The organism is Kosakonia sp. S57 (genome assembly GCF_016516575.1).
GTDB lineage: Bacteria > Pseudomonadota > Gammaproteobacteria > Enterobacterales > Enterobacteriaceae > Kosakonia > Kosakonia cowanii.
Genome location: NZ_JACVUL010000001.1, coordinates 93,926 through 119,401 on the forward strand (window position 1 = coordinate 93,926; position 25,476 = coordinate 119,401).

Sequence of the window (25,476 nt, forward strand, 5' to 3'; positions counted from 1 at the left end):
GCTAATGCTGCTGTGGCAAAACCTGCCGTGGGTCAAGGCGACCGGCGGCCAGTGGCGCTACGCACTGCGTAACGGCATTGCTATGTGCCTTGCGCTGACGCTGGCCTATGCGCTCAACCTGGATGAGCCCTACTGGGCGATGACCTCTGCGGCGGTGGTCAGTTTTCCCACCGTCGGGGGTGTGATCAGCAAAAGCCTCGGGCGCATTGCCGGTAGCCTGCTTGGAGCGTGCGCCGCACTGATTATCGCCGGGCAAACCCTTAACGATCCGTGGCTTTTTCTGTTTGCCATGGCGGGCTGGATAGCCTTTTGTACCTGGGCCTGCGCCCAGTTCACGAACAATGTCGCCTACGCCTTTCAACTGGCGGGTTATACCGCCGCCATCATCGCCTTTGCGATGACCAATATCACCGAAATTACCGAACTGTGGGATATCGCCCAGGCGCGCGTCTGCGAGGTGATCCTCGGCATTCTGTGCGGCGGCATGATGATGATGATCTTGCCCGGCACCGCCGATGGCCCGACGCTGCTCGCCGCGTTAAGAAGGATGCATGCCCGGCTGCTGGAGCACGCCAGCCTGCTCTGGCAGGCGGAAACAAACGACGCCATCCGCAACGCACATGAGAGCGTGATTGGGCAGATCCTCACCACCAACCTGCTGCGCATCCAGGCCTTCTGGAGCCACTATCGCTTTCGCCGTCAAAACCGGGTGCTCACCTGGCTGCTCCATCAGCAGTTGCGCATGACCAGCGTTATCTCCAGCCTGCGGCGAATGATGCTCAACTGGCCCGACGCGCCCGCCACTTTGCGCCCTCTGCTTGAGCAACTGCTGGCAGAGCTGGCGCATCACGATGCCGACGCGCTCACGGTCGCGCGCATCATCGCCCCGCTTGCGCCGACGCCGCAGGCTGACTATCGCCATCACGCTTTCTGGCAGCGGCTGCGCTACTTCTGCCGTTTATACCTTGCCAGCAGCCGCTGGTTACGCCATCTGGAAAATGCCTCGCCGGTAAGCGAAGCGCTGCCACCGCGCAGCCCGGCGTTAATGCGCGATATCGACAATGCCGAAGCGTTGTGGAGCGGGCTGCGAACCTTTGTCGCGCTGATTATGGTTGGAGCGTGGAGCCTCAGCGCGCAGTGGGAACATGGATCCGCCGCGCTGACGCTGGCGGCGATCAGCTGCGTGCTCTACTCCGTTTCCCCCGCGCCGTTTAACTCGTTAACCCTGCTGTTGCGCACACTTGCCCTGCTGACACTGTTTAGCTTTGTGGTGAAATTTGGCCTGATGGTGCAGATCAACGCGCTGGCGCTGTTTCTGCTGTTTCTCTTTCCGCTGCTTACCACCCTGCAATTGCTCAAGCTTCAGATGCCAAAGCGTGCCGGGCTGTGGGGGCAATTGATTGTCTTTATGGGATCGTTTATCGCGGTGAGCGACCCACCAGTGTTTGATTTTGCCGATTTTCTCAATGCCGATCTGGCAAAGATCCTCGGCGTGGCGCTGGCCTGGCTCGCCTTTGCGGTGCTGCGACCGGGATCGGATGCGCGTAAAAGCCGTCGCCATATTCGCGCCCTGCGCCGCCATTTTGTTGACCAACTGAGCCGCACGCCAAGGTTGCAGGAACACCAATATGAGTCGGTTGTTTATCACCACATCAGCCAGCTCAGTAACAGCCAGGATGCACAGGCGCGGCGCTGGTTATTGCGCTGGGGCGTGGTGCTGCTCAACTGTTCGCATGTGGTGTGGCAACTGCGCGGCTGGGAGACGCGTTCCGATCCGTTAAGCCGGGTGCGCGATCGCGCGATTGGTCTGCTGCGGGATGTGATGAGCGAGCGCGGCGTGCAGCAACGATCGCTCAACGCCACGCTCACAGAGTTAGAGCGGATTTGCGCGGCGCTGGGCCAGCATCACCAGCCCGCCGCGCGGGAACTCGCCTCGCTAATCTGGCGTCTCTACTGCGCGCTTGCCCAGCTGGAAAACGCGCCCGCGCCAGGCACCATCAGCGAGCCGGTTACTTAATTACGCCGCAGGCATAACGCGCCCCGCCACCGCCGAGCGGTTTTGGCTGATCGGACATGTTATCGCCACCGACGTGGATCATCAGCGCCTTGCCTTTCACCTCGTCCAGCTTTTTCAGGCGCGGCGCGACAACGGCATCGGTCGCTTTACCGTCATTATTGACCACCAGCACCGGCAGGTCGCCTAAATGACCTTCCCCTTCCGGTCCTGCATGTTTGCCTGTTTTATGGGGATCAAGGTGGCCGCCCGCGGCTTCAGCAGCAGAGGGCTTGCCCTCTTTCATCGCTGGTTCGCAGCTCCCTTTAGCATGCACATGGAAACCGTGCTCGCCGGGCGGTAGCGCGTTGAGGTCGGGCGCAAACTCCAGCCCTTTATCGGTTTCGCTGATCTTGACGCTACCGACGGACTGCCCGACGCCCTGCGCGGTGACGAGGTTCATCTGCACTTCTTCACTGGCGGCCTGCGCACCCGCACAGGTGAGCAGAGCCAGCATTGCCAGACTAAAACGCTTCATGTGACCTCCGTTGGATTGTTTTCGCTCTGTAAGTGTAGGCCAGAGCGGCACATTTCACCGGGAGGTCATAGCGTTAGCTTACGGCACGTCGTAGCCGAGCGCCGCTTTACGGATGCGGAACCACTGCTGGCGGGACATCTGTAGATTGAGCGCGCCGAGGGATGAACGCACGCGCTCAATTTTGCCGGAGCCAATGATCGGCAGCGGCGCAGAGGGTAAACGCAGCACCCAGGCGTAAATCACCTGCTCAATGTTTTCGGCGTTCAGCTCCGTTGCCACCTGGTGCAGCTCATCGCGCAGCGGCTGGCAGTCGGCATCGCTGAAGATGCGCCCGCCGCCCAGGCAGGACCACGCCATCGGGCGAATGCGCAACTGCTGAAGCTGATCGAGCGTGCCATCAAGCAGCAGCGGCTGGTGCACAGGCGAGATCTCCACCTGATTGGTGACCAGCGTAAACGGCAGCCGTGATTGCAGCAGCGAGAATTGCGCAGGCGTAAAGTTGGAGACGCCGAAGTGGCGCACTTTACCGCTCTGATGCAGTTGCAAAAAGGCTTCGGCGACTTCATCGGCATCCATTAACGGATCCGGGCGATGGATCAACAGCAGATCGAGATAGTCGGTCGCCAGGTTGACCAGCGACTGCTCGGCGCTGCGAATAATATGGTCGCGCCCGGTGATGTAGTGACCGAGCGCGTGTTCCGGCTTCGCGGTAGTGGCGATGCCACATTTAGTGACCATCTCCATGCGCGCGCGCAGATGCGGGGCAAGCTTGAGGGCTTCACCGAAAGCGGCTTCACACTGATAGCCGCCATAGATATCGGCATGATCGACGGTAGTGACGCCAAGATCGAGATGAGCTTCAATAAAACTGACCAGCTGGCGCGGCGTGAAATTCCACTCCATCAGACGCCAGTAACCCATCACAAAACGTGAGAACTCAGGACCTTGCGGCGCAAGGGCAATACGCTGAACCATCATGATTTCCTCGAAGGTAATTTGCCCCGAGTATACCCATTTTTGCCCTTAAAACAGCGAAGGTTGATCAGGTTCTTCCGGGGGTTGGTCACGCATTGCGCGCAATTTACGCTGTAAGCGCTGGCGGCAGAGGCGCAGCACCTCCTGCTTTTGCGCATCACTCATCGCTTGCCAGTTAAAGCGCTCATCGCGGCTGCGCATACAGCCACGGCAAAAGCCGCGCTCATCTGTCTGACAGATGCCGCGACACGGACTCTGGACCGGGAAAAACTCCAGTTGTTCAGGCAATGGACGCTCCATAGATGCAGGCTTTCTCTACATTCAAGACCGCGGTGAGATATTGCGCAACTGTTAAAAACGCATTGTTCGCCAATTGCCATCACAAAGTTCGCCCGCTAGAGTGTGTCGATGCGCAAGAATTCTGAACACGATACACGCGAACACTTACTGGCCACCGGCGAGCAGCTCTGCATGCATCGCGGCTTTACCGGCATGGGGTTGAGCGAATTACTGAAAACGGCGGAAGTGCCGAAAGGCTCCTTCTACCACTACTTTCGCTCGAAAGAGGCGTTTGGCGTGGCGCTGCTTGAGCGCTACTACGCCGGTTACCACCAGCGGCTGGCAAACCATTTTTCCAGCGGCCCGGGCACAGCGCGCGACAGATTGCTGGCCTATTATCAGGAGACGCTGAATCAGTTTTGCCAGCAGGGCCATATCAGCGGCTGCCTGACGGTGAAGCTTTCGGCGGAAGTGTGCGATCTCTCGGAAGATATGCGCACGGCGATGGACAGCGGTGCGCGGGGGATTATCGCCCTACTGGCACAGGCGCTGGAACAGGGACGCGAGGAGAAGAGCCTCGCCTTTGCAGGCGAAGCGCGCTCCCAGGCTCAGGTGTTATATGCTCTGTGGCTCGGCGCTAACCTGCAGGCAAAAATTTCGCGCAGTGCCGTGCCGCTGGAAAGCGCGCTGGCGCATGCGCAGCAGATCATTACCCGGCCTGAATAACATCAGGCTTTTTATTTCACTTTTTACTAGTCGACCGGTCTATTCAGGAGTTGTTTATGTCCAGTAAATTATTTACGCCGTTGAAAGTCGGTGCCATTACCGTACCGAACCGCGTGTTGATGGCGCCCCTGACGCGCCTGCGCAGCATTGAGCCGGGCGATGTCCCAACACCGCTGATGGCGGAGTACTACCGCCAGCGTGCCAGCGCCGGGCTTATCATCAGTGAAGCGACGCAAATCTCCGCGCAGGCCAAAGGCTATGCGGGCGCGCCGGGTCTGCACAGCGACGAGCAGATCGCCGCCTGGAAAAAGATCACCGATGCAGTGCATGCCGATGATGGCCGCATTGCGGTTCAGCTGTGGCACACCGGCCGTATCTCTCACAGCAGCTTACAGCCGGGCGGTGCCGCACCGGTTGCGCCGTCTGCCATCAGCGCGGGTACCCGTACCTCGCTGCGTGATGAAAACGGCAACGCCACCCGTGAAGATACCTCCATGCCGCGCGCGCTGGAGACCGATGAGGTCCCGGGCATCGTTAATGATTTCCGCCAGGCCGTTGCCAACGCGCGCGACGCCGGTTTCGATCTGGTTGAGCTGCACTCTGCCCACGGCTACCTGCTGCACCAGTTCCTCTCACCTTCTGCAAACCAGCGTACCGACCAGTATGGCGGCAGCGTTGAAAACCGCGCGCGCCTGGTGCTGGAAGTGATTGACGCCGTGTGTGAAGAGTGGAGCGCCGATCGCATCGGTATTCGCGTTTCGCCAATCGGCTCTTTCCAGAACACCGACAATGGCCCGAACGAAGAAGCGGACGCGCTCTACCTGATTGAAGAGCTGGGTAAACGCGGTATTGCTTACCTGCACATGTCCGAGCCGGACTGGGCGGGCGGTGAGCCCTACAGCGAAACGTTCCGTGAAAAAGTGCGTGCGCGCTTCCATGGCCCGATTATCGGTGCTGGCGCATACAGCGTGGAGAAAGCGGAAGACCTGATCAACAAGGGGCTGATTGATGCCGTGGCGTTTGGCCGCGCCTATATCGCCAACCCGGATTTGGTAAAACGCCTGCAGCTGAAAGCGGAACTCAACCCGCAGCGCCCGGAAAGCTTCTATGGCGGCGGCGCGGAAGGTTACACCGACTACCCTTCTCTCTGAGAAGCGGATTGAGATTTGATAGCGGCCCGGATCGGCCGCTATACTAAAACCGTGTTTCGAACCGGAACGTTAACGCATTCATAAAAGAGGATATTATGCGCTTACTTCACACCATGCTGCGCGTCGGCGACCTGCAACGCTCAATCAATTTCTACACCAACGTGCTGGGCATGAAACTGCTGCGCACCAGCGAAAACCCGGAGTACAAATATTCGCTGGCTTTTGTCGGTTACGGTGATGAGAGCGAAGAAGCGGTGATTGAGCTGACCTACAACTGGGGTGTCGACAGCTATGAGCTGGGCACGGCGTATGGTCATATCGCGCTGAGCGTGGAAAACGCGGCGGAGTCCTGCGAAGCGATTCGCAAAAACGGCGGCAACGTCACCCGTGAAGCTGGCCCGGTTAAAGGCGGCACCACGGTTATCGCCTTCGTTGAAGATCCGGACGGTTACAAAATCGAACTGATTGAAGAGAAAGACGCCGGACGCGGTCTGGGTCACTGATCCCCCCGGGCGCGCAATGCGCCCGCTGTTTTACATCTTTCCGTAAAATTTGCCATAATGCGCTGCCCTTTTTTCCTATCAAGAGATCCTGATGTCCGATAATGCTCAACTGACTGCTCTGTGCGACCGTTTTCGCGGTTTTTACCCTGTGGTAATCGATGTTGAAACCGCCGGGTTTAACGCCAAAACCGACGCCCTGCTGGAGGTCGCCGCCGTTACGTTAAAAATGGATGAGCAAGGCTGGCTGATGCCTGACAGCACCCTGCACTTTCACGTTGAGCCATTCGAAGGAGCTAATCTGCAGCCGGAAGCGCTGGCGTTTAATGGGATCGACCCGACCAACCCGCTGCGCGGCGCGGTAAGTGAATATGACGCCCTGCATGCCATTTTCAAACTGGTGCGCAAAGGGATGAAAGAGCAGAACTGCAACCGGGCGATCATGGTGGCGCATAACGCGACCTTCGATCACAGCTTTATGATGGCTGCCGCCGAGCGTTCGGCGATGAAACGCAATCCGTTTCACCCCTTTGTGACCTTTGATACCGCCTCATTGAGCGGGCTGGCGCTGGGTCAAACCGTGCTCTCTAAAGCCTGTGCGGCCGCTGGCATCGCTTTTGACGCCACGCAGGCACACTCCGCGTTGTATGACACGGAGCAGACCGCACAACTGTTTTGTGAAATCGTCAACCGCTGGAAGCGCCTTGGCGGCTGGCCGTTGCCGACGCCAGAAGTCGATTCAGAAGCCTGAAAAAAACCGGTCAACAGACCGGTTTTTTATTAAAAGTGGTAGACCAGCCCGGCGGTGGTGAGCAGCGCGGAGTGCTCTATCCCGGCGCTATCCTTGAAAGAGGCGCGCGCATAGGTCCCCTCCCTGGAGAAGGTGGCGGTATTGGTCCCTTTTTTGTTTAACGTGCGGTCCCAGGTGCTTTCCAGATAGAGCTTAGCCTGCTGCGTGACGTAATAGCCGACGCTAGCCGAAAGGGAAAAGTTCTGCTGCTGCCGGGTAGTATCGCTGAAGGTGATGCTGCGCAAGTAGTGCTGGTCTGTCGCCTGCGCGCTTACCCAGCGGCTATATTTCAGGCTGGTTCCTGCTTCAACATTGCCATAGCGATAACGACCGGTAAGGCCAATATAGGGTACGTTGAAGCGCTGTGAATACCCGAGAACTTTCACATCATCGAAACGGCCAACCTTTGCGCCATTATTACGGCTGAAGGTGCCGCCGTGCGCAGAGAAGCTGGTACGGCTTTGCCGATAGCCACCCATCACGCCAAGCCGCCAGTCAGGCTGATGAATGAGCCAGCCGGTCAGATTGAGATCCCACTGGTTAGCGAAATTGAGCCACGTATTAGGGTGAGAGCTGTGGTCGGTCCATCGGGATTGCGATGCCTGCTGCCAGTCGTAATCATCCATCTTGCTGCCACTGTGCGCGACAGTTGTCCAGCCGGACGCACCAAAAGTGAGCCATGACTGCAACAGCCACTCGATAGAGCCCTGCACCACGACAGCGTGACGATAGCGCCAGTCAAGCTCGCTGATTTTGCGTCCACCCTCATCGGTATCATAGACCCGCTCCTTCGCCGTTCCGCTTAGGGTGCCCAGTGAGATACTGGTCATCACATCCTCCTTGCTTGCCAGCGGCTGCTGCGCCGTAGCTGAAAAAGCAAAGAGAAGCGTCATCAACGCAATCATCTTGTCTATTGTTTTCATCATTCATCCTGAATTAAGGCAATCCTGTTCACAGCTGGTCATCAGAAAAAGCATGCCTGGGTTTATCAAAATTCTTAAAATAGGATAATTAACAAATAGTTACGTGCAAAATTTGCACAGTAATACCCAATAATTTAGGTTAAGTCAACGTACCGTGAGCAGGTGAGAGGCAATAAAAAAGGGCTCATGTCGAAACATGAGCCCTTTCAAGGCGGAGCCGATAACGCCAGGTTATTCGGCGTCCGGTACGCCTTTATATTTCGCTGCGGCCTCTTTGATCAGCGGCTGCAATTCACCGCGCTGATACATCTCGATAATGATATCGCAGCCGCCAACCAGCTCACCCTCAACCCACAGCTGCGGGAAGGTTGGCCAGTTTGCATATTTTGGCAGTTCGGCACGGATATCCGGGTTTTGCAGGATATCCACATAGGCAAAACGCTCGCCGCATGCAGAGAGCGCCTGAACGGCCTGCGCGGAGAAACCGCAGCTTGGCAGTTTCGGCGAGCCTTTCATGTACAGCAGAATCGGGTTCTCAGCGATCTGGCGCTGAATTTTCTCAAGAGTCTCACTCATTGTCTTTGCTTCCTTCAACTTCTTCTACGGCAGAGATCGAACATTGTAGCGGGTCAGGCTTGCTTCGGAAAATAACATTTTATTCACCGCGCGAATTTACGCTGTTACAGGCACGATAAGGTAAGCGTGACTTAAGCCAACCCGGCGCGGCTCAGGCGGTGAAAAAACCGTTTTTAGCGAAACGTTTTGCTCGTTTTTGCGCGCTTGTTAACGAAACGACGTTACAGATGCAAAAACAGTATTAACGTTTGGGCTTTTTATAGATTAGAATCGACGAGTTTTTTAAATCATACGCAAGCATAATAAGATGCCTGCCCTAACAGGGGAATGCTCAGTGGCGCGGATACCAAAAGCTTCAATCACGCTCTGTGCTTTGTTGTTCACCACATTGTCTTTCACGCCATTAGCGAGCGCTTCTGAACAAGCGCCAGCCTCGGTCGTGCAAAAAACACATCTGGCGAAAGCATCCGAACGTAAGAAAAAAAACAGTTCTACAAAAACAACAAAGAAAAGCAGTGGCACTTCAGCAGAAAAAGTCAGCAGTAAAAAAACCGCAAAAACCAAAACGTCGACCAAATCGATAAAAAAGAAAAACAGCGCTACCCCGCAGAAAACCGCTAAAACTCCCTCGCGTCGTAAAGCATCCAGCTCACTGAAAACTGCAACCGTTAGCTGGACTGAGAAGTGTACGCCGCGCAAAGGCCACAAGCCGCACTGTATTAAAGTGAAAAGCAGCCAGGCCGGCACGCTGGCTGACGTGCATAAACTGCGGGTGCAAAAAGTGCAAAAAACCGCGATGTCGAAGCTGATGAACCAGCTCGGCAAACCCTACCACTGGGGCGGTTCTTCGCCGAAAACCGGTTTTGATTGCAGCGGGCTGGTCTATTACGCCTATAAGGATCTGGTGAAATTCCGTATTCCGCGTACCGCCAATGAGATGTATCACCTGCGTGATGCCTCGCCGGTTAACCTGCGCGAACTGGAGAGCGGCGATCTGGTCTTCTTCCGCACCCAGGGTCGCGGCACCGCCGATCACGTTGGCGTCTATGTCGGCAACGGCAAATTTATCCAGTCACCACGAAGCGGCCAGGATATTCAGGTCACTTCATTAAGCGAAGATTACTGGCAGCGCCACTATGTTGGTGCGCGCCGCGTAGTGACACCGAAAACCATTCGCTAACGCCCTCTCCCACCTGCCGCTTGCGCGGCAGGTGTTACTTCGCCTTACTCCGCTGCCGCACAGACGCGCGACGCTGAATTACGCCCGGAAAAGAGCACCAGCAGCAGCCCCAGCCCGGCAATAATCGCCCCCATCACCGGAACAAAACTGTAGCCGAGACCGCCGGAGATCACCGCCCCACCTGCCGCCGCGCCAAGGGCATTACCGAGGTTAAATGCGCCAATATTGACCGATGACGACAGCCCCGGTGCTTCATGGGCAACACGCATTACGCGCATCTGCAACGGCGGCACTACCGCGAAGGTAGCCGCGCCCCACACCACCATCGCGATCGCCGCACCAATTTCACTGCGCGCCAGCAGCGGGATCGCCAGCATGATAACAATCAGCAGCAATAAAAAGCCTTTCAGGGTGCCGGTTACCGAGCGGTCCGCCAGTTTGCCGCCCAAAAAGTTACCAATCGAGAAACCAACGCCAATCAGCACCAGCATGGCGGTGACAAACACCGGCGTGGCGTCCGTCAGCGTGCGCAACACCGGTGAGATGTAGGTATAGAGGGTAAACATTGCGCCAGCACCGAGCACGGTAGTCAGCAGCGCCGTCAGCACCTGCGGGCGCATCAGTACCGCGAGCTCGTTGCGCACGTTGGGTCGTGCGCCCGCGCCGCCTTTCGGTAATGAGAAGAAGAGCGAGACCATGGAGATCACTCCAAGCCCGGCAGTTGCCATAAAGGACATGCGCCAGCCGATAGTCTCCCCAAGCCAGGTGGCGGCAGGCACACCGCCAATATTGGCGATAGTCAGCCCCATAAACATCGTCGCCACCGCGCTGGCCTGCTTCTCTTTCGCGACAACGCTTGCGGCTACCACCGAGCCCAGGCCGAAGAACGCGCCGTGGTTAAGGCTGGTGATGATACGGGCGATCATCAGGGTGGCGTAATCGGGCGCAATGGCAGAGAGCACATTGCCGACGGTGAAGATCGCCATTAAGAAAATCAGCGCGTTACGACGGCCGCGATGGGAAAGCAGCAGCGTCATCAGCGGCGCGCCCACCATCACGCCGATGGCGTAGGCGCTGATCAGCATCCCCGCAGCCGGAATCGATACCCCAACACCCTGCGCAATCACCGGCAGTAATCCCATCGGGGAGAACTCAGTGGTACCAATCCCAAAGGCGCCTATCGCCAGCGCAAGCAGGGGGAAATTTATTTTCATCTTTTGACTCCGAAATGGACATGCCGACCCTCTACCGGGTCGCGAAAGGCAAAAGTATGACAGGTGTCACAAAAAACAGAAGTGAGCGTACGGAGAAAAGTTTATTGCGCAACGGGTAACAATGGGGACGCAAGAACCGAGGGAGAGGGCTCTCCCTCGCATCAGATCAATGCAGTGCAGCGGTCAGCGCGCCGAAAACAATCAGGCTCAGAACGATGACGGTGGTGAAGAGTGAATACTTAAGATCGGTGCTCATCAATTTTTCTCCATTTAATTTCCCCACAAAAAGTGAGCTTGCGCATTTTTGCACAAATTATGGGAAAAATCTTGCGTGATTTGCCAGCAGAACCGTTTTAATACTTCCCCTTTTGCTCAAGATCAGACAAAATTCGACGCTAAATTTATTAGCGTACCGGCCATTGACTCCCCTCCTGACGTCCAGTGTCGTTTTCCCGGCGTACCGCACTCACTTTGATGAGTTCAGGGTGTTTAAAGGCAAACGTTTACCTTACGAATTATCAGGAGCTTACGATATGGTCTGGAGTAATATCTGATGGCAACGATTAAAGATGTCGCGAAACGAGCAAACGTTTCCACTACAACCGTATCACATGTAATTAACAAAACCCGTTTCGTCGCCGAAGAGACGCGCAACGCCGTCTGGGCGGCAATCAAAGAGCTGCACTACTCGCCAAGCGCCGTTGCGCGCAGCCTGAAAGTGAATCACACCAAATCGATTGGCCTGCTGGCGACCAGCAGTGAAGCGGCCTACTTCGCCGAGATCATCGAAGCGGTTGAGAAGAAGTGTTTCCAGAAGGGTTACACCCTGATCCTCGGCAACGCCTGGAACAGCCAGGAGAAGCAGCGCGCCTATCTGTCGATGATGGCGCAAAAGCGTGTCGATGGCCTGCTGGTGATGTGCTCTGAGTACCCGGAAACCGTGCTCACCATGCTTGAAGAGTATCGCCATATTCCGATGGTGGTGATGGACTGGGGCGAATCGAAGGCGGACTTCACCGATTCGGTGATCGATAACGCCTTCCAGGGCGGCTATATGGCCGGTCGTTACCTGATTGAGCGCGGCCATCGCGACATCGGCGTGATCCCGGGTCCGCTGGAGCGCAACACCGGCGCAGGTCGTCTGGCCGGTTTTATGAAGGCGATGAATGAAGCGATGATCAACGTGCCGGAAAACTGGATTGTGCAGGGCGACTTTGAGCCGGAGTCCGGCTACCGCGCCATGCAGCAGATCCTCGGCCAGTCCTCGCGCCCCACCGCAGTCTTCTGCGGCGGCGACATTATGGCGATGGGCGCTCTCTGCGCCGCCGATGAGATGGGTCTGCGCGTGCCGCAGGATATCTCCGTTATCGGCTATGACAACGTGCGCAACTCGCGCTTCTTCACCCCGGCGTTGACGACGATTCATCAGCCGAAAGACTCACTGGGTGAAACGGCATTCACCATGCTGCTCGATCGCATTGTGAATAAACGCGAACAGTCGCAGTCGATTGAGGTGCATCCGCGCCTGGTTGAGCGCCGCTCGGTGGCCGATGGCCCCTTCCGCGATTACCGCCGTTAATCCCTTTGCGCGGGAGCCTTACTCCGGCTCCCGCAGCCACTCCTTATTCAACGTTTCACTATCGCCCAGGTAATCGAGCAGCCAGTTCAGCGCAGGCGACGCCTCGTTTTGTTGCCATGTCAGGCAGCAGGCGGCATCCGGAAACGGGTTTTCCAGTTCAAGCGCCACCCAGTCGCCGCTATCGAGCCACGGTCGGGCAAAATGGGCTGGCACCATCCCTACACAGAGCCCCGCCGACAGGCACGCTTCCGACGAGGCCCAGTCGGGCACCATCACCCTTTTCTGGTTATCCAGCAGCCAGGTAATGCGCTTCGGCAACGAGCGGGAGGTATCCTCCTGAATCAGCGACGGCCAGTTGCGCAACGTCTCATCGCTTAACGGACCGTTGAGTTGTGCCAGCGGATGTTGACGTGAAACAACACACTTCCAGCTCAAAGTGCCCATATCACGAAAAGCGTAGCGACCACCGACCGGAATGGCCTGCGTGGCGCCGATCGCCAGTTCAACCCTGCCATCGGCGAGCGCATCCCACACGCCGTTGAACACCTCCTGGTAGACCACCAGTTCGACATCGCTGAAGTGACGGTAGAAATCGACAATCATCTGCCGGGTGCGGGCGGGTTTCACAATGTTATCGACGGCAATTGGCAACTGGCCGCGCCAGCCGTTGGCGATCTGCTGGCACTGCTGGCGGGTGATCAGCATTTTTTTGATAACAGACCGTCCCTCCTTTAAAAACCAGACCCCGGCGGGGGTTAATTCCACATCACGGTGGCGGCGCACAAACAGCGGCACCGCCAGCCACTCCTCCAGCTGACGCACGGTGTAGCTCACCGCAGAGGGCACGCGGTGCAACTCCTGCGCTGCGCCGCTAAAGCTGCCGTTACGCGCCACGGCATCCACCACTTCAAGGGAGTATTCTGACCACATATTCTGCCTGCAAAATTTTTGAAACCAATGTGCAAATATTAGCGTTTCACAACCAGGAAAGCACTCCTTACACTTCCCCACCCTGATTACCTGCAATTAAAGAGAAATGAGAATGCAACCTGGCAAAGGATTTTTAGTCTGGCTCGCGGGCTTAAGCGTGCTGGGCTTTTTAGCCACCGACATGTACCTGCCCGCTTTCAGCGCGATTCAGCAAGATTTAAACACCTCTCCCGCCGTGATCAGCGCCTCGCTGAGCCTCTTCCTGGCCGGGTTCGCGGTGGCGCAGCTGCTGTGGGGGCCGCTGTCGGATCGCTATGGTCGCAAACCGATTCTGCTGATCGGTCTCTCTATTTTCGCCCTGGGCTGCCTTGGCACCCTCTGGGTGCGCGATGCCACCTGGCTGCTGGTGCTGCGTTTTGTGCAGGCTGTCGGCGTCTGTGCCGCTACCGTTAGCTGGCAGGCGCTGGTGACGGATCACTACCCGGCGCACCGGGTTAACCGCATTTTCGCCACCATTATGCCGCTGGTCGGCTTAACCCCGGCGCTGGCCCCGCTGCTCGGTGCCTGGCTGCTGGCCCATATTGAATGGCAGGCGATTTTCGCCACCCTGCTGGCGATCACCGTGGTGCTGATGATTCCGGTTTTCCGCCTTAAATCGCCGGTAAAAGAGGTGGCGCATGACCAGCAGGCACTCACCTTCCTCGATCTGCTGCGCGCCCGCGATTATCGCGGCAATGTGATGATCTACGCCGCCTGCTCCGCCAGCTTCTTTGCCTGGCTTACCGGCTCACCGTTTATCCTGCATGAGATGGGCTATGGCCCGTCGGTAATTGGCCTGAGCTATGTGCCACAAACCTTCGCCTTCCTGATTGGTGGTTACGGCTGCCGCGCAGCGCTGCAAAAGTGGCAGGGTTCGCGCATGTTGCCGTGGTTACTGAGCGGCTTTGCTCTGAGCGTGCTGGCGACCTGGGCAGTCGGCTTTATTCCCGGCGTCTCGCTGACCGCGCTGCTGATCCCCTTCTGCCTGATGGCGATGGCAAATGGCGCGATCTACCCTATCGTGGTGGCGCAGGCGCTGCGTCCCTTCCCGCAGGCGACGGGCCGCGCGGCGGCGTTGCAGAATACCCTGCAACTGGGGCTCTGCTTCTTCGCGAGCCTCGTTGTTTCGTGGCTGATCATTACCCCGCTGCTGACCACCACCAGCGTGATGCTCGCCATGGTGCTGCTCGCGGCACTCGGTTATGGCATTCAGCATCGCGCAGGCGAAGAGCCGGATGAGGTGCGTGAGCCCTCCTCCGCACGCGGGTAGTTGCCGACGGGACTGTCGCTAATGGCGTAATTAGCCTGCTATTAGCGACAAGTTGAATCACCTGATATTGAGGCCTATACTGATTCTCGGCTATCTCATAAATACGATAAATATTATGCAGTAACGGGCACCGGAGCGTGCTCGTTTCCCCAAGGAGGGCCTTTTCTGGCAAGGGTCTCTCCCTTCCTCTGTTCTACGTCTGATATCAGCCTTACGGTGCAAACCGTGAGATTTCTCACAAACTCTGCCAGCGTCTACGCTTGTAGAGTTCTGATCACTATTCGTGATGGAGAAGGTATGAGTTCATCGTGTATAGAAGAAGTGAGCGTGCGGGATGACAACTGGTTCCGTATAGCAAACGAACTGCTGGGTCGCGCAGGTATTCGTATCAACGGTCCCGCCCCCGCAGATATTCAGGTGAAAAATCCTGATTTTTTCAAACGCGTTTTACAGGACGGATCGCTCGGACTCGGCGAAAGTTATATGGACGGCTGGTGGGAGTGCGAGCGGCTCGACATATTCTTCACCCAGGTACTGCGCGCGGGCCTTGAAAAACAGCTTCCGCACCATCTCAAAGATACGCTGCGCATTGCCGCGGCCCGGCTCTTCAACCTGCAAAGCAAAAAGCGGGCGTGGATTGTCGGCAAAGAGCACTACGACCTCGGCAACGATCTCTTTACCCGCATGCTCGACCCGGCGATGCAGTACTCCTGCGGCTACTGGAAAGAGGCGACCACCCTTGCTGAGGCGCAGCAGGCAAAATTGCGGCTTATCTGCGAAAAACTGCAGTTAACCCCCGGTATGCGCGTGCTCGATATCGGCTGCGGCTGGGGCGGGCTGGCGCAGTTTATGGCACAGCACTATGGCGTTCGCGTGGTCGGCGTCACCATCTCCGCAGAGCAGCAGAAAATGGCGCAACAGCGCTGCGCCGGGCTGGATGTGGAGATTCTGTTGCAGGATTATCGCGATCTGCGCGATCAGTTTGACCGCATCGTCTCCGTCGGCATGTTTGAACACGTCGGGCCGAAAAACTACGCCACCTACTTTGATGTGGTCGACAGAAACCTGAAGCCGGACGGCCTCTTTTTACTCCACACCATCGGCTCCAGACAGACCGATAACAATGTTGATCCGTGGATCAACCGCTATATCTTCCCGAACGGCTGCCTGCCCTCGGTGCGCCACATCGCTACCGCCAGTGAGCCGCACTTTGTGATGGAGGACTGGCACAACTTCGGCGCCGATTATGACCGCACGCTAATGGCCTGGTATGGGCGCTTTCTCGCCGCGTGGCCGGAGATTGCCGACAACTACTCCGAGCGCTTTAAACGCATGTTCAGCTACTATCTGAACGCCTGCGCCGGGGCCTTTCGCGCCCGCGATATTCAGCTCTGGCAGGTGGTGTTTAGCCGCGGCGTCGAGAAAGGTCTGCGCGTCGCGCGTTAGCGCTGCGTTTGACCAACAAAAAAGCCGCAACGGCTACGCTGCGGCTTTTTGCTGTTTGTGACGCCTGGTTACTCGACGACATTCACCACAACAGCAGCCTCTTTGGCCGCCAGTACGCGCTCAACGGTATCGACAACGGCCTGAGTTTGCGGATCGATCTCAATATTGACGCGCTGCCCCAGTTTTTTGCCACTCAGGGTGGTGCGCTGCAGCGTTTCCGGGATCAGGTGCACGCAAAAACGCGTGGCGGTCACTTCACCAACCGTCAGGCTGATACCGTCGATGCCAATAAATCCTTTATAAAGGATGTATTTCATCAGCGTCGGCTCCTGCACTTTAAACCAGATCTGGCGGTTATTTTCCGAGGCGAGGATTTTGACGATTTCAGCGGTCGACATAATATGACCCGACATTAAATGCCCGCCAATCTCATCGCTGAATTTCGCCGCGCGCTCAACGTTAACGATATCCCCAACTTCGAGTTCGCCAAGGTTAGTAATACGCAGCGTCTCTTTCATCAAATCAAAGCTGATATGGCTACCGTTAATCTCGGTGACGGTCAGGCAGCAGCCGTTATGCGCAATAGACGCCCCGGTTTCAATTCCGTCCAGCATCGTTTCAGGCAGCTCAACAACGTGGGTGCGAAAATTCGGTTTTTCGTCAATCGACACCACTTTTGCCGTGCCCTGTACAATACCCGTAAACATAATCATCACTCCTGTTTCATTCTTACGGCATTACCGTGTGCTCCACGCACAATAACAGGTGAAAAATCCCCTTGCCAGCCTGAAGCCCGCTTTGCGGCGAAAGATAATTTTGATTTATGGATAACGTGGCAAAAAGGGGCGTTAACAGGTACTATTTGAGCAGATGTCGCACTTATCGCAGTGCGGCATTTTTTGTCGCACAAGGATATAACTCCTTTCTCTTAAGTATTTCCATTCTCTCTTATAACAACAATATATAGGTGTTAACGTGCAGAAGTATGTAACAGAGGCGCGTCAATTACTGGCACTTGCCCTGCCGGTGATTTTTGCGCAGGTTGCCCAGACGGCGATGGGCTTCGTCGATACCGTGATGGCCGGGGGCTATAGCGCCACGGATATGGCTGCGGTCGCTATCGGTACCTCTATCTGGTTCCCCGCTATTCTGTTTGGTCACGGCCTGCTGCTGGCAATGACGCCGGTGATTGCGCAGCTGAATGGTTCCGGGCGTCGCGATCGCATCGCGCATCAGGTGAGCCAGGGGTTCTGGTTGGCGGGTGCCGTATCGGTGCTGATTATGATTGTGCTGTGGAACGCCGGTCATATTATTCGCGCCATGCATAACATCGACCCGCTGATGGCCGATAAAGCGGTCCACTTTTTACGCGCGCTGATGTGGGGCGCACCGGGTTATCTCTTCTTCCAGGTGTTGCGCAACCAGTGCGAAGGGTTGGCGCGAACCAAACCCGGCATGGTGATGGGCTTTCTCGGCCTGCTGGTCAATATTCCGGTTAACTACGCCTTTATCTATGGCCGTTTCGGTATGCCGGAGCTGGGCGGCGTCGGCTGCGGCGTGGCGACCGCGTCGGTCTACTGGGTGATGTTTATCTTTATGCGCCTCTACGTGAAACACGCCGGTGCCATGCGCGACATCAAACACGAGGCCCGCTTCGCACGTCCCGATATGGCAGTGCTGAAACGGCTGACCCAGCTCGGCTTACCGATTGCGCTGGCACTCTTTTTCGAAGTGACCCTGTTTGCCGTCGTCGCGCTGCTGGTCTCGCCTCTCGGCATTGTCGATGTTGCCGGACACCAGATTGCGCTTAACTTCAGCTCGCTGATGTTCGTGTTGCCGATGTCGCTGGCAGCAGCGGTCACTATTCGTGTCGGCTTCCGCCTCGGTCAGGGCTCGACGATTGATGCCAAAACCTCGGCTCGCACCGGCTTGATGGTCGGTGTTTGTATGGCGGCCATTACCGCGGTGTTTACGGTGCTGATGCGCGAGCAGATCGCCCTGCTCTATAACGATAACCCGGAAGTGGTGGCGCTGGCGTCGCATCTGATGATGCTGGCGGCAATCTATCAGATCTCTGATTCAATTCAGGTGATCGGTAGCGGCATCTTGCGCGGGTATAAAGATACGCGTTCGATCTTCTTTATTACCTTTATCGCCTACTGGGTGCTGGGGCTGCCGACCGGCTACATTCTGGCGCTGACGGATTTGGTGGTTGCGCCAATGGGACCAGCAGGCTTCTGGATGGGCTTTATTATTGGCCTCACCTCGGCGGCGGTAATGATGATGCTGCGCATGCGCCATTTGCAGCGTCAGCCTTCGAGCCGCATTTTGCAGCGCGCGGCACGCTAAACCGCTGTAGCCGCCTGCGGGCGGCTACTTTCAGCGCGTTTTGCTCAGTTGTTCCGCAATCGAGTGAATTCAGTAAGAAATCTGCCATTTTCCGCTTGCCACATCTGCGGGCTGCCGCTAATATTCGTCCCCGTTGTCAACCACAACATTGCGTTCATAGCTCAGTTGGTTAGAGCACCACCTTGACATGGTGGGGGTCGTTGGTTCGAGTCCAATTGAACGCACCATCCTTCTTCAGTGCGTCCGTAGCTCAGTTGGTTAGAGCACCACCTTGACATGGTGGGGGTCGGTGGTTCGAGTCCACTCGGACGCACCATTCGTTGTTACTCTCTGTTTTATCCCCTTTATTTCATCTCAGCTTCAGCATCACGCCTTCTGCGCGTTACCGGTCGTGATAAAAATTCTCCCCCAGAAATAAGAGATAAAAAAAACCGCACCTTGCGGCGCGGCTTTTCATATTACTGCAAGGCTTATCAGAAGCCGACTTTCAGCGTGATTTGACCGCCGTAACCGCCGGTACCCGCGTCATCGATGCTGCGGGTGTAGCCCGCGCGCACCCCGAGGGTCACGTTGTCGCGGATCTGGCCATCGATGCCAATATCCAGCGCTGCTGCGGTGCCATCCTGATCCGGATTGAACGACGTTTCGCTGCCTGCCACACCCGGCGCGCTAACGTTCAGCGTGCCCTTCGAGTCGAAGGTCTGGATAAAGGACGGACGGATAAACCAGCTTACCGGTACCGGTTTACCGCTCTCTTTCAGCGTCGCATTGTTGCCCAGACGCAGACCGGCACGCACCTGCTGGCTGTGACCATCACCGAACTGGACGTCAGCCACATCATCACTGCCATCTTTCAGGTTCACGCCGCGATACTGGTACTGCACCTGCGGCTCCAGCACCAGGCCGCTGCCAATCTCAAACGGCAGACCGGTTTCGAAGGAGCCAACGTAGCCCCAGCCGTGGGTTTTCAGGCCGTCGCCGTCGCGCGGATTAGTGTCGAAGTTGTGGCGAGTACCCTGTGCCACTACGTCCATCCACCAGCCGCTCTCATGCACGCCATTAAGGTAGAGGCCGCCGCTGTAAGCGTCATCGCGAACCGTACCGGCTTTCGACTTGTTGTTACGCTGCACGTCGATAGCGGAGAGACCTGCCGCACCGTAGATCCCAGCGGTCCACTCCATGCCAGAGCCTGAACCCTGCCACAAATCACTACCGATCTGCAGGAAGGTGTAGCCGCCTTTGCTTTCCGGCGTGTTGCCATTGCTCAGGTCACTGCCGCCGTGATCGTGGCTCAGTTGACCGGCCTGGAAACGGGCCCACATATTGCTGCCGCCTTCGGTCGGGGTACGCGCCGCATAGCGACGGGCATCCAGCGAGCCGAGGAGCGCACTGTCATAATCCATTGCCTGAGCGTAAACGGAGCTGTAGAGGTAGATCGCCGAACGGTAGTTCTGCGGGCCGTCTGCGTTACCGCCTGCCTCAGCGGTGGTCAGATACCAGCTCTCGTCGGCGTTGCCCTGTTGTAGGGTGTAGTTATACGCACCCGCCTGCAGGCTACCGTCCAGACGGAAAGCATCATCGGTGGTGGTCGCGCCGTTAATGGCGTTCACGACCTGAATGCCGTTACCGCTGGTACGTGCCCCGAGGCCGCCCTGGCTGCGAATGGCGATATTGGTGTTACCGGTGGCAGTACCGCCATCCAGTACCAGGCTGTCACTCACTGCGGTATTACCATCAAACAGGGTGTTAAGGGTGATGGTGCCGCCATTGCCCACCAGGTTAGTGACGGTCAGGGTTTTCGGTACAAATGCCCCGGTCGGTGCCTGGTAATCAATGGTGCCGCCCAGCGTCAGGTTGTCGAGCAGGGAGCTGTCGGTCATCAGCCAGTTTGAGCCTGCATCGACGGTGAGATCGGTCGGGTCAATCATCCCGGTCAGCGTGGAGCCGTTGCTCAGCTGCAAAGAGGTCCCGGCCTGGGCGATGATGTCGGTCACCGCATCCAGCCCGCTGAACACCAGCGTACCGCTCTGCAGGTAGGTGCCGCCCGCCTGATTAAGCGCACCGCTCAGGGTCAGGGTGTTGTTACCCTCTTTATAGAGCGTACCGTTGCCGTTGATCGCCGCGTTAACGGTGCTGGCGCTGTTCGCAGTGGTGATGCGCAGTTCGCCGTCGTTGTTCACATTACCGGCCAGCGTACCGCCATCATTGATTTTGGTGACCCCGGTCAGCATGCCGCCCTCGGCAACGCTCAGCGTACCGTTCTCGCTGACCACGGTGTTGTTGGCGCTACCGTCTACGGCAACCGCCAGCAGACCGCCGCTTTCCAGCAGCAGGCTATCGGCGATCTTATTGGCAATGGAGAAGCTGCCGTTAGCGTTGGTGCCGTTAAGCGTGGTGTCGGTGCCCGCCATCAGCGCTGCGCCGCTGTTGAGATTGATATTGGTGACCGTGGCGCCATCTTCCAGCGCCAGCATGCCGCCGCGCTCAATCGCTGTCAGATCCGCCACGCCCCCGGCACGAACGAACTGGGCGCCGCCTTTGCTGACGGTGGTGGCGATAGCCTTGCCGCCGAAAGTGACGCTCTGGGCGCCATTTTCGCTAACGGTAGAGGAAGCAACGGTGCCGCCCTGGTTAACCACCTGATCACCAACTACCTTGTTGTCGATGACGATTGCGCCGTCATTGACGTTCTGGATCCCGCCCTCGCGGATGATGGTGGAGATCACCGTCCCGCCGCTGTTGACGTTCTGCGTGCCGCCACCGTTGATGGTGGTGTTGCTGGCGATGCCGCCGGTCAGCACGTTCTGGATCCCGCCGACGTTGATAACAGCAAAATCGGATGAACCACCGCTGTAGATATTCTGCGTGCCGCGCTCATAGAGCGTTGTGCGGGTCGCGGTACCGCCGCGGTAGACGTTCTGCACGCTGTTCGAGGAGAGATCGGTATCCACCGCGCTGCCGCGCACGTTCTGCTGGCTGTCGTTGCCCAACGAGGTGTTAACCGCCGTGGCCCCGGCGGCGATATTCTGCACCGCAAAGTTATCCATCAGGTTGTTTTCCGCACGGCCACCGCTGTAAATATTCTGGATGCCGTGACGGTTGCGGGTATCGGTGACCACGGCGCCGTCGTAAATCCCCTGTACTGCATCGTCGTTCAGCACGGTAGAGGTCGCTGAGCCGCCGCTGTAGATGCGCTGTTCTGCACGGGTGATTTCCGAACCGGTGGTGGTGCCGTACACCTCCTGGATACCGCCATCGATAACGATAGAGACTTCGGCATTGGCATTTTTGTTGATCACCTGACGCCCGCCGTTTTTCACGATGCTGACAATCGACGTGCCGTCAACCACCTGCAGGCCGCCGTCGACGAAGGTGAAGTCGGTGACGCCGCCAGCGGCAACGTTTTGTCTGCCACCCTCATAGATCGTACCGCCGTAGGTATAACCGCCATCGTTAACGTTCTGCACGCCGCCCTTCTCAATACGCGCTTCGAAGGCCTGGCCGCCGCTGCCGATATTCTGCGTTCCGCCCAGCACGCGCGCGGCGAAGGATTTCGCGCCGTTATTGACGTGCTGCTCACCGCCGTTGAGAACGGTGGAGATCGCTACCGCCGCGTTGCTGAGGATCTGCTTGCCGCCCGCGTTAATCACGCTCTGGCGCGACCAGCCGTACGGGTCAACGATCTGCTGCCCGCCGTTATTGATCACCGCCTCGAACGACTGACCGTCTACGCGCTGGACGCCACCGCTGTTCACCAGCGTACCGCGTGCCTGGCCACCTTTCGTGATCAGCTGTACACCGCCGTCGCTGATGCTGGTGCTGGAAGCCGTACCCTGAACCAGCTGCGTACCGCCGCCAAACACTGTGCCGTCGGAGGCTGCGCCACCGGCTGAGACGTGCTGGACCCCGCCGTTTTTGACGATTGAACCGGCAGCAAGGCCGCCGTTGTTGACAATCTGCTGACCGCCGTCGTTAACAACTGACGAGGTGGCAGTGCCATCGACGCTCTGCACGCCGCCGCTGTTGATATGGGTATCGGTGGTTTTACCGCTCGCCTGCACGATCTGCTGACCGCCATCGCTCAGGCTGGTGCCGGACGCCGTGCCCGCAACCACCTGTTTGCCGCCGCCAAATACCGTGCCGTCGGAGGCCGCGCCGCCAACATTGATGTGCTGCAGGCCACCGCTGTGCACCGTGGTGCCTGCCGCTAGGCCGCCCCGGTTCACCAGTTGCGTACCGCCGTTGCGCACGACCGATGAGGTGGCATTGCCGTCGACGCTCTGCACGCCGCCGGTGTTGATTTGGGTATTGGTGGTTTTGCCGCTCGCCTGCACGATCTGCTGACCGCCATCGCTGACGCTGGTGCCGGAAGCCGTACCGGCCACCAGCTGTTTGCCGCCGCCGAATACCGTGCCGTCGGAGGCCGCGCCGCCGACATTGATGTGCTGCAGGCCACCGCTGTTGACGATGGAGCCTGCGGCAAGCCCGCCGCTGTTAACCAGCTGCACGCCGCCGTTGTTGACCACGGCTGAGGTCGCCGAACCGTCAACGCGCTGCAAACCGCCACTGTTGATAAGCGATCCCGTTGCGATGCCGCCCACCTGCACGTGCTGAATGCCGCCGTCGCCGATAACCGTATCACCGGCCAGCCCGGCAACTTGCTGCGTTCCGCCCAGCAGGGTGGTTTTTGAAGCCGCACCTTTGGCACGCACAATCTGCACGCCATCTTTATCAACGCGGGTATCGTTCGCGTGACCGCCGCTGCGGATCAGCTGTTTACCGCCGCTGTAGACGATAGTGCCGTTTGCCGTGCCGTCAACATCCTGGAAACCGCCGTCATAGATTTTGCTGTCGGTGGTTTTGCCGGTAGCGTGAACCTGCTGCACGCCGCCTGCATCGACGCGGGTATTGGATGCCGTACCTTCAACAACCTGGGTACCGCCAAACAGCAGCGCATCAGATGCTGCACCGCCTTCATTGATATGCTGCAAACCACCGGCATTTACCTGCGAACCGCTGGCCAGCGCGCCGGAGTGGATCAGCTGTACGCCGCCATCATTAACCACTGCGGCGATCGCCGCGCCATCTACCGCCTGGGTGCCGCCGCTGTTGATAATGGTATCGGTGGCTTTACCGGTGGCTTGCACCAGCTGATGACCGCCGTTGTTGATGCTGGTACCGGACGCCGTGCCGGCAACAACCTGCTTACCGCCGCCAAACACCGTGGTGTCGGACGCCGCTCCGCCTTCATTAATGTGCTGCAGGCCGCCGCTGTTAACGGTCGCGCTCTTCGCCAGACCGCCGTTATTGACCAGTTGGGTGCCGCCGTCATAGATAACCGATGAAGTGGCCGTACCATCCACACGCTGCAAGCCGCCGTCGTTGATAAGCGATCCCGTCGCGCTGCCGCCCACCTGCACGTGCTGTACGCCGCCCGCACCGATAATGGTGTCTGCCGCCACGCCCGCCAGTTGCTGAATACCGCCCAGCAGCGTGGTGGCAACGGTTGAACCGCCCGTGAGCACGCTTTGGATCCCACCGGCGTTGATCACCGCGCTGGTCGCGCTGCCGCCGCTGCGCACTTTTTGCAGGCCGCCGTCGTTCACCTCTGCGGAGAGCGAAACGCCGTCAACATCCTGTTCGCCGCCCGCGTTAACCACCGCGTCTTTACTGATGCCGCTGGCGTGGATCTGCTGCAAACCGCGGTTATTGATGACGGTACCGGAGGTCATACCCTCCACCAGTTGGGTGCCGCCGAGCAGAGTGGCGTCGGATGCCGCACCGCCTACGCTGATATGCTGTAGTCCGCCGGTGTTAACCACGCCGCCGGTCGCCAGACCGCCGCGGTTAACCAGCTGCGTACCGCCCGCATTGACCACGGAGTCGATCGCCTGGCCGTCAACGGTCTGTGTGCCGCGATTGTTGATGATGGTCCCGGTAGATTTACCGGTTGCCTGGACTAACTGCGCACCGCCGTCGCTGACGCTGGTGCCGGATGCGGTTCCTGAGAGAACCTGGGTGCCGCCGCCAAACACGACGCCGTCGGAGGCTGCGCCGCCCTGTTTGATATGCTGGATGCCGCCGCTGTTGACGGTAGTACCCGCTGCCAGCCCGCCGCTATGAACCAGTTGGGTACCGCCGCCGTTAACCACCGCAGAGATCGCGGTGCCGTCGACGGTCTGGGTACCACGATTATTGACGATGGTGCCGATGGCTTTACCGGTTTGCTGAACCAGCTGCGCGCCGCCGTCGTTGAGGTGGGCGCCGGATACCGTACCGGCAACAATTTGATTGCCGCCGCCAAAGATAGCGGTATCGGCGGCGGAACCCCCGACGTTAACATGCTGGCTACCGCCGCTGTTTACTGTCGCATTCTGGGAGAAACCACCGTTGTTGATAAGCTGCGTGCCGCCGGCATTAACAATACCCTCGACTGAGTTGCCGCTAACAGCCTGTACGCCGCCGTTGTTAATCACCGTCTGGCTTGCCAGACCGCTCTGCAGCACGGTTTGCACGCCGCCTGCACCGACCACGGTGCCGCTCGCCTTACCGGAGACCGCCTGCGTGCCGCCGCTGTTCAGCTGCGAGCCGGTTGCCGTGCCGTCCACTTCAACAATCTGTACGCCGTTGGTGACCACGGTACCGCTGGTCTGGCCGTTCTGGCGCACGATCTGCGATCCGCCATCCTGAACGCGGGTGTCAACGGTCTGACCGCCCGCCACGATCTGGGTACCGCGACTGCCGATAGTATGGTTAGTGGTTAACCCGCCGGTGCGTACATTCTGTACGCCCTCCTGCACCACCTCATCCCGCACCGAATCGGTGACATCGGGGGTGAATGCCATTGCCCCGCTGCTGGCGAACAGACCGCCCACCGCCGCTGAGATTAATACCGCGCCGCCTGCGCGCTTGCCTTTTGCCCGTGTCAGTTCGGAAACCACCACGAACGCCCGCTGAACGTCATTCCACACCAGCCGGTAACTGCAGTTAAGACTTTTCTTCATTTCAATGTCCTCGA

At 58.1% G+C, this 25,476-nt stretch carries 20 protein-coding genes and 2 tRNA genes; 12 read left to right on the top strand and 10 right to left on the bottom strand.

Annotated elements, in window-relative coordinates; genetic code table 11:
* Positions 1-4: 4 nt before the first annotated feature.
* Positions 5-2,017, top strand: a complete 2,013-nt coding sequence (locus IAE48_RS00500) for an FUSC family protein (RefSeq protein WP_200133282.1) — start codon at positions 5-7, stop codon at positions 2,015-2,017.
* Here IAE48_RS00500 and sodC read toward each other — a convergent pair.
* The 3 genes from sodC to IAE48_RS00515 all read right to left on the bottom strand — a co-directional run bounded on the left by sodC (position 2,010) and on the right by IAE48_RS00515 (position 3,806).
* Complete coding sequence (sodC, locus tag IAE48_RS00505; RefSeq protein WP_054802854.1) at positions 2,010-2,531, bottom strand: superoxide dismutase [Cu-Zn] SodC; 522 nt, start codon at positions 2,529-2,531, stop codon at positions 2,010-2,012. The two genes, IAE48_RS00500 and sodC, sit on opposite strands and share 8 nt — an antisense overlap.
* Before the next feature lie 78 nt (positions 2,532-2,609).
* Entirely contained in the window at positions 2,610-3,506 is an 897-nt protein-coding gene (locus tag IAE48_RS00510; RefSeq protein WP_200133283.1) for an aldo/keto reductase family oxidoreductase, read from the bottom strand.
* A gap of 48 nt (positions 3,507-3,554) precedes the next feature.
* Positions 3,555-3,806 (bottom strand): DUF1289 domain-containing protein, encoded by a 252-nt coding sequence (locus tag IAE48_RS00515; protein WP_192869619.1) that lies wholly within the window; start codon positions 3,804-3,806, stop codon positions 3,555-3,557.
* A gap of 108 nt (positions 3,807-3,914) precedes the next feature.
* On the opposite strand from IAE48_RS00515, the gene IAE48_RS00520 reads away from it, so the two are divergent.
* From IAE48_RS00520 to rnt, 4 genes are all read left to right on the top strand, one after another.
* The gene (locus tag IAE48_RS00520) at positions 3,915-4,511 is read left to right on the top strand and encodes a TetR/AcrR family transcriptional regulator (protein ID WP_042718753.1); all 597 of its coding nucleotides are present in this window, start codon (positions 3,915-3,917) and stop codon (positions 4,509-4,511) included.
* 56 nt (positions 4,512-4,567) lie between these two features.
* Entirely contained in the window at positions 4,568-5,662 is a 1,095-nt protein-coding gene (locus IAE48_RS00525) for an alkene reductase (RefSeq protein WP_200133114.1), read from the top strand.
* A gap of 95 nt (positions 5,663-5,757) precedes the next feature.
* A complete protein-coding gene (gene gloA, locus IAE48_RS00530; protein ID WP_023481879.1) occupies positions 5,758-6,165 on the top strand; it encodes a lactoylglutathione lyase in 408 nt (135 codons plus the stop codon).
* Positions 6,166-6,256: 91 nt separating this feature from the next.
* The gene (rnt, locus tag IAE48_RS00535; RefSeq protein WP_054802857.1) at positions 6,257-6,913 is read left to right on the top strand and encodes a ribonuclease T; all 657 of its coding nucleotides are present in this window, start codon (positions 6,257-6,259) and stop codon (positions 6,911-6,913) included.
* Positions 6,914-6,942: 29 nt separating this feature from the next.
* On the opposite strand, the gene IAE48_RS00540 is transcribed toward rnt, so the two are convergent.
* On the bottom strand, positions 6,943-7,878 hold the full coding sequence (locus IAE48_RS00540; protein WP_200133115.1) for an omptin family outer membrane protease: 936 nt from the start codon (positions 7,876-7,878) through the stop codon (positions 6,943-6,945).
* Between the two features lie 228 nt (positions 7,879-8,106).
* Positions 8,107-8,451, bottom strand: coding sequence for a Grx4 family monothiol glutaredoxin (locus tag IAE48_RS00545; RefSeq protein ID WP_023481856.1), 345 nt, complete (start codon positions 8,449-8,451; stop codon positions 8,107-8,109).
* A 334-nt stretch (positions 8,452-8,785) separates the two neighbouring features.
* Here IAE48_RS00545 and IAE48_RS00550 point away from each other — a divergent pair, with 334 nt between their 5' ends.
* On the top strand, positions 8,786-9,631 hold the full coding sequence (locus tag IAE48_RS00550; RefSeq protein WP_200133116.1) for a C40 family peptidase: 846 nt from the start codon (positions 8,786-8,788) through the stop codon (positions 9,629-9,631).
* 44 nt (positions 9,632-9,675) lie between these two features.
* Here IAE48_RS00550 and IAE48_RS00555 read toward each other — a convergent pair whose 3' ends face one another.
* Positions 9,676-10,845, bottom strand: a complete 1,170-nt coding sequence (locus tag IAE48_RS00555; protein ID WP_200133117.1) for an MFS transporter — start codon at positions 10,843-10,845, stop codon at positions 9,676-9,678.
* A gap of 166 nt (positions 10,846-11,011) precedes the next feature.
* Positions 11,012-11,101, bottom strand: a complete 90-nt coding sequence (locus tag IAE48_RS00560) for a YnhF family membrane protein (RefSeq protein WP_094192965.1) — start codon at positions 11,099-11,101, stop codon at positions 11,012-11,014.
* 297 nt (positions 11,102-11,398) lie between these two features.
* Here IAE48_RS00560 and purR point away from each other — a divergent pair, with 297 nt between their 5' ends.
* Complete coding sequence (gene purR, locus IAE48_RS00565) at positions 11,399-12,424, top strand: HTH-type transcriptional repressor PurR (RefSeq protein WP_023481848.1); 1,026 nt, start codon at positions 11,399-11,401, stop codon at positions 12,422-12,424.
* Between the two features lie 18 nt (positions 12,425-12,442).
* Here the strand turns inward: purR and punR are convergent, their stop codons facing one another.
* Positions 12,443-13,354, bottom strand: a complete 912-nt coding sequence (gene punR / locus IAE48_RS00570) for a DNA-binding transcriptional activator PunR (RefSeq protein ID WP_124968462.1) — start codon at positions 13,352-13,354, stop codon at positions 12,443-12,445.
* 112 nt (positions 13,355-13,466) lie between these two features.
* Here punR and punC point away from each other — a divergent pair, with 112 nt between their 5' ends.
* Complete coding sequence (gene punC, locus IAE48_RS00575; protein WP_200133118.1) at positions 13,467-14,663, top strand: purine nucleoside transporter PunC; 1,197 nt, start codon at positions 13,467-13,469, stop codon at positions 14,661-14,663.
* Positions 14,664-14,960: 297 nt separating this feature from the next.
* Positions 14,961-16,109: a cyclopropane fatty acyl phospholipid synthase gene (gene cfa, locus IAE48_RS00580; RefSeq protein ID WP_200133119.1), complete on the top strand. Its 1,149-nt coding sequence runs from the start codon at positions 14,961-14,963 to the stop codon at positions 16,107-16,109.
* 68 nt (positions 16,110-16,177) lie between these two features.
* Here the strand turns inward: cfa and IAE48_RS00585 are convergent, their stop codons facing one another.
* Positions 16,178-16,816, bottom strand: a complete 639-nt coding sequence (locus IAE48_RS00585; protein WP_200133120.1) for a riboflavin synthase subunit alpha — start codon at positions 16,814-16,816, stop codon at positions 16,178-16,180.
* Between the two features lie 268 nt (positions 16,817-17,084).
* Here IAE48_RS00585 and mdtK point away from each other — a divergent pair, with 268 nt between their 5' ends.
* The 3 genes from mdtK (at position 17,085) to IAE48_RS00600 (ending at position 18,774) form a co-directional block, all read left to right on the top strand.
* A complete protein-coding gene (gene mdtK / locus IAE48_RS00590) occupies positions 17,085-18,458 on the top strand; it encodes an MdtK family multidrug efflux MATE transporter (RefSeq protein WP_200133121.1) in 1,374 nt (457 codons plus the stop codon).
* A 150-nt stretch (positions 18,459-18,608) separates the two neighbouring features.
* A tRNA-Val gene (locus IAE48_RS00595) sits at positions 18,609-18,685 on the top strand.
* A gap of 12 nt (positions 18,686-18,697) precedes the next feature.
* A tRNA-Val gene (locus IAE48_RS00600) sits at positions 18,698-18,774 on the top strand.
* Between the two features lie 157 nt (positions 18,775-18,931).
* On the opposite strand, the gene IAE48_RS00605 is transcribed toward IAE48_RS00600, so the two are convergent.
* Positions 18,932-25,462, bottom strand: coding sequence for an AIDA repeat-containing protein (locus tag IAE48_RS00605; protein WP_200133122.1), 6,531 nt, complete (start codon positions 25,460-25,462; stop codon positions 18,932-18,934).
* Positions 25,463-25,476: the final 14 nt, after the last annotated feature.

Bases quoted from the DNA above. Each gene is read 5' to 3' on its own strand.
- IAE48_RS00500 (WP_200133282.1), top strand. From the start codon at position 5: ATGCTGCTGTGGCAAAACCTGCCGTGGGTCAAGGCGACCGGCGGCCAG.
- sodC (WP_054802854.1), bottom strand. From the start codon at position 2,531: ATGAAGCGTTTTAGTCTGGCAATGCTGGCTCTGCTCACCTGTGCGGGT.
- IAE48_RS00510 (WP_200133283.1), bottom strand. From the start codon at position 3,506: ATGGTTCAGCGTATTGCCCTTGCGCCGCAAGGTCCTGAGTTCTCACGT.
- IAE48_RS00515 (WP_192869619.1), bottom strand. From the start codon at position 3,806: ATGGAGCGTCCATTGCCTGAACAACTGGAGTTTTTCCCGGTCCAGAGT.
- IAE48_RS00520 (WP_042718753.1), top strand. From the start codon at position 3,915: ATGCGCAAGAATTCTGAACACGATACACGCGAACACTTACTGGCCACC.
- IAE48_RS00525 (WP_200133114.1), top strand. From the start codon at position 4,568: ATGTCCAGTAAATTATTTACGCCGTTGAAAGTCGGTGCCATTACCGTA.
- gloA (WP_023481879.1), top strand. From the start codon at position 5,758: ATGCGCTTACTTCACACCATGCTGCGCGTCGGCGACCTGCAACGCTCA.
- rnt (WP_054802857.1), top strand. From the start codon at position 6,257: ATGTCCGATAATGCTCAACTGACTGCTCTGTGCGACCGTTTTCGCGGT.
- IAE48_RS00540 (WP_200133115.1), bottom strand. From the start codon at position 7,878: ATGATGAAAACAATAGACAAGATGATTGCGTTGATGACGCTTCTCTTT.
- IAE48_RS00545 (WP_023481856.1), bottom strand. From the start codon at position 8,451: ATGAGTGAGACTCTTGAGAAAATTCAGCGCCAGATCGCTGAGAACCCG.
- IAE48_RS00555 (WP_200133117.1), bottom strand. From the start codon at position 10,845: ATGAAAATAAATTTCCCCCTGCTTGCGCTGGCGATAGGCGCCTTTGGG.
- IAE48_RS00560 (WP_094192965.1), bottom strand. From the start codon at position 11,101: ATGAGCACCGATCTTAAGTATTCACTCTTCACCACCGTCATCGTTCTG.
- purR (WP_023481848.1), top strand. From the start codon at position 11,399: ATGGCAACGATTAAAGATGTCGCGAAACGAGCAAACGTTTCCACTACA.
- punR (WP_124968462.1), bottom strand. From the start codon at position 13,354: ATGTGGTCAGAATACTCCCTTGAAGTGGTGGATGCCGTGGCGCGTAAC.
- punC (WP_200133118.1), top strand. From the start codon at position 13,467: ATGCAACCTGGCAAAGGATTTTTAGTCTGGCTCGCGGGCTTAAGCGTG.
- cfa (WP_200133119.1), top strand. From the start codon at position 14,961: ATGAGTTCATCGTGTATAGAAGAAGTGAGCGTGCGGGATGACAACTGG.
- IAE48_RS00585 (WP_200133120.1), bottom strand. From the start codon at position 16,816: ATGTTTACGGGTATTGTACAGGGCACGGCAAAAGTGGTGTCGATTGAC.
- IAE48_RS00605 (WP_200133122.1), bottom strand. From the start codon at position 25,462: ATGAAGAAAAGTCTTAACTGCAGTTACCGGCTGGTGTGGAATGACGTT.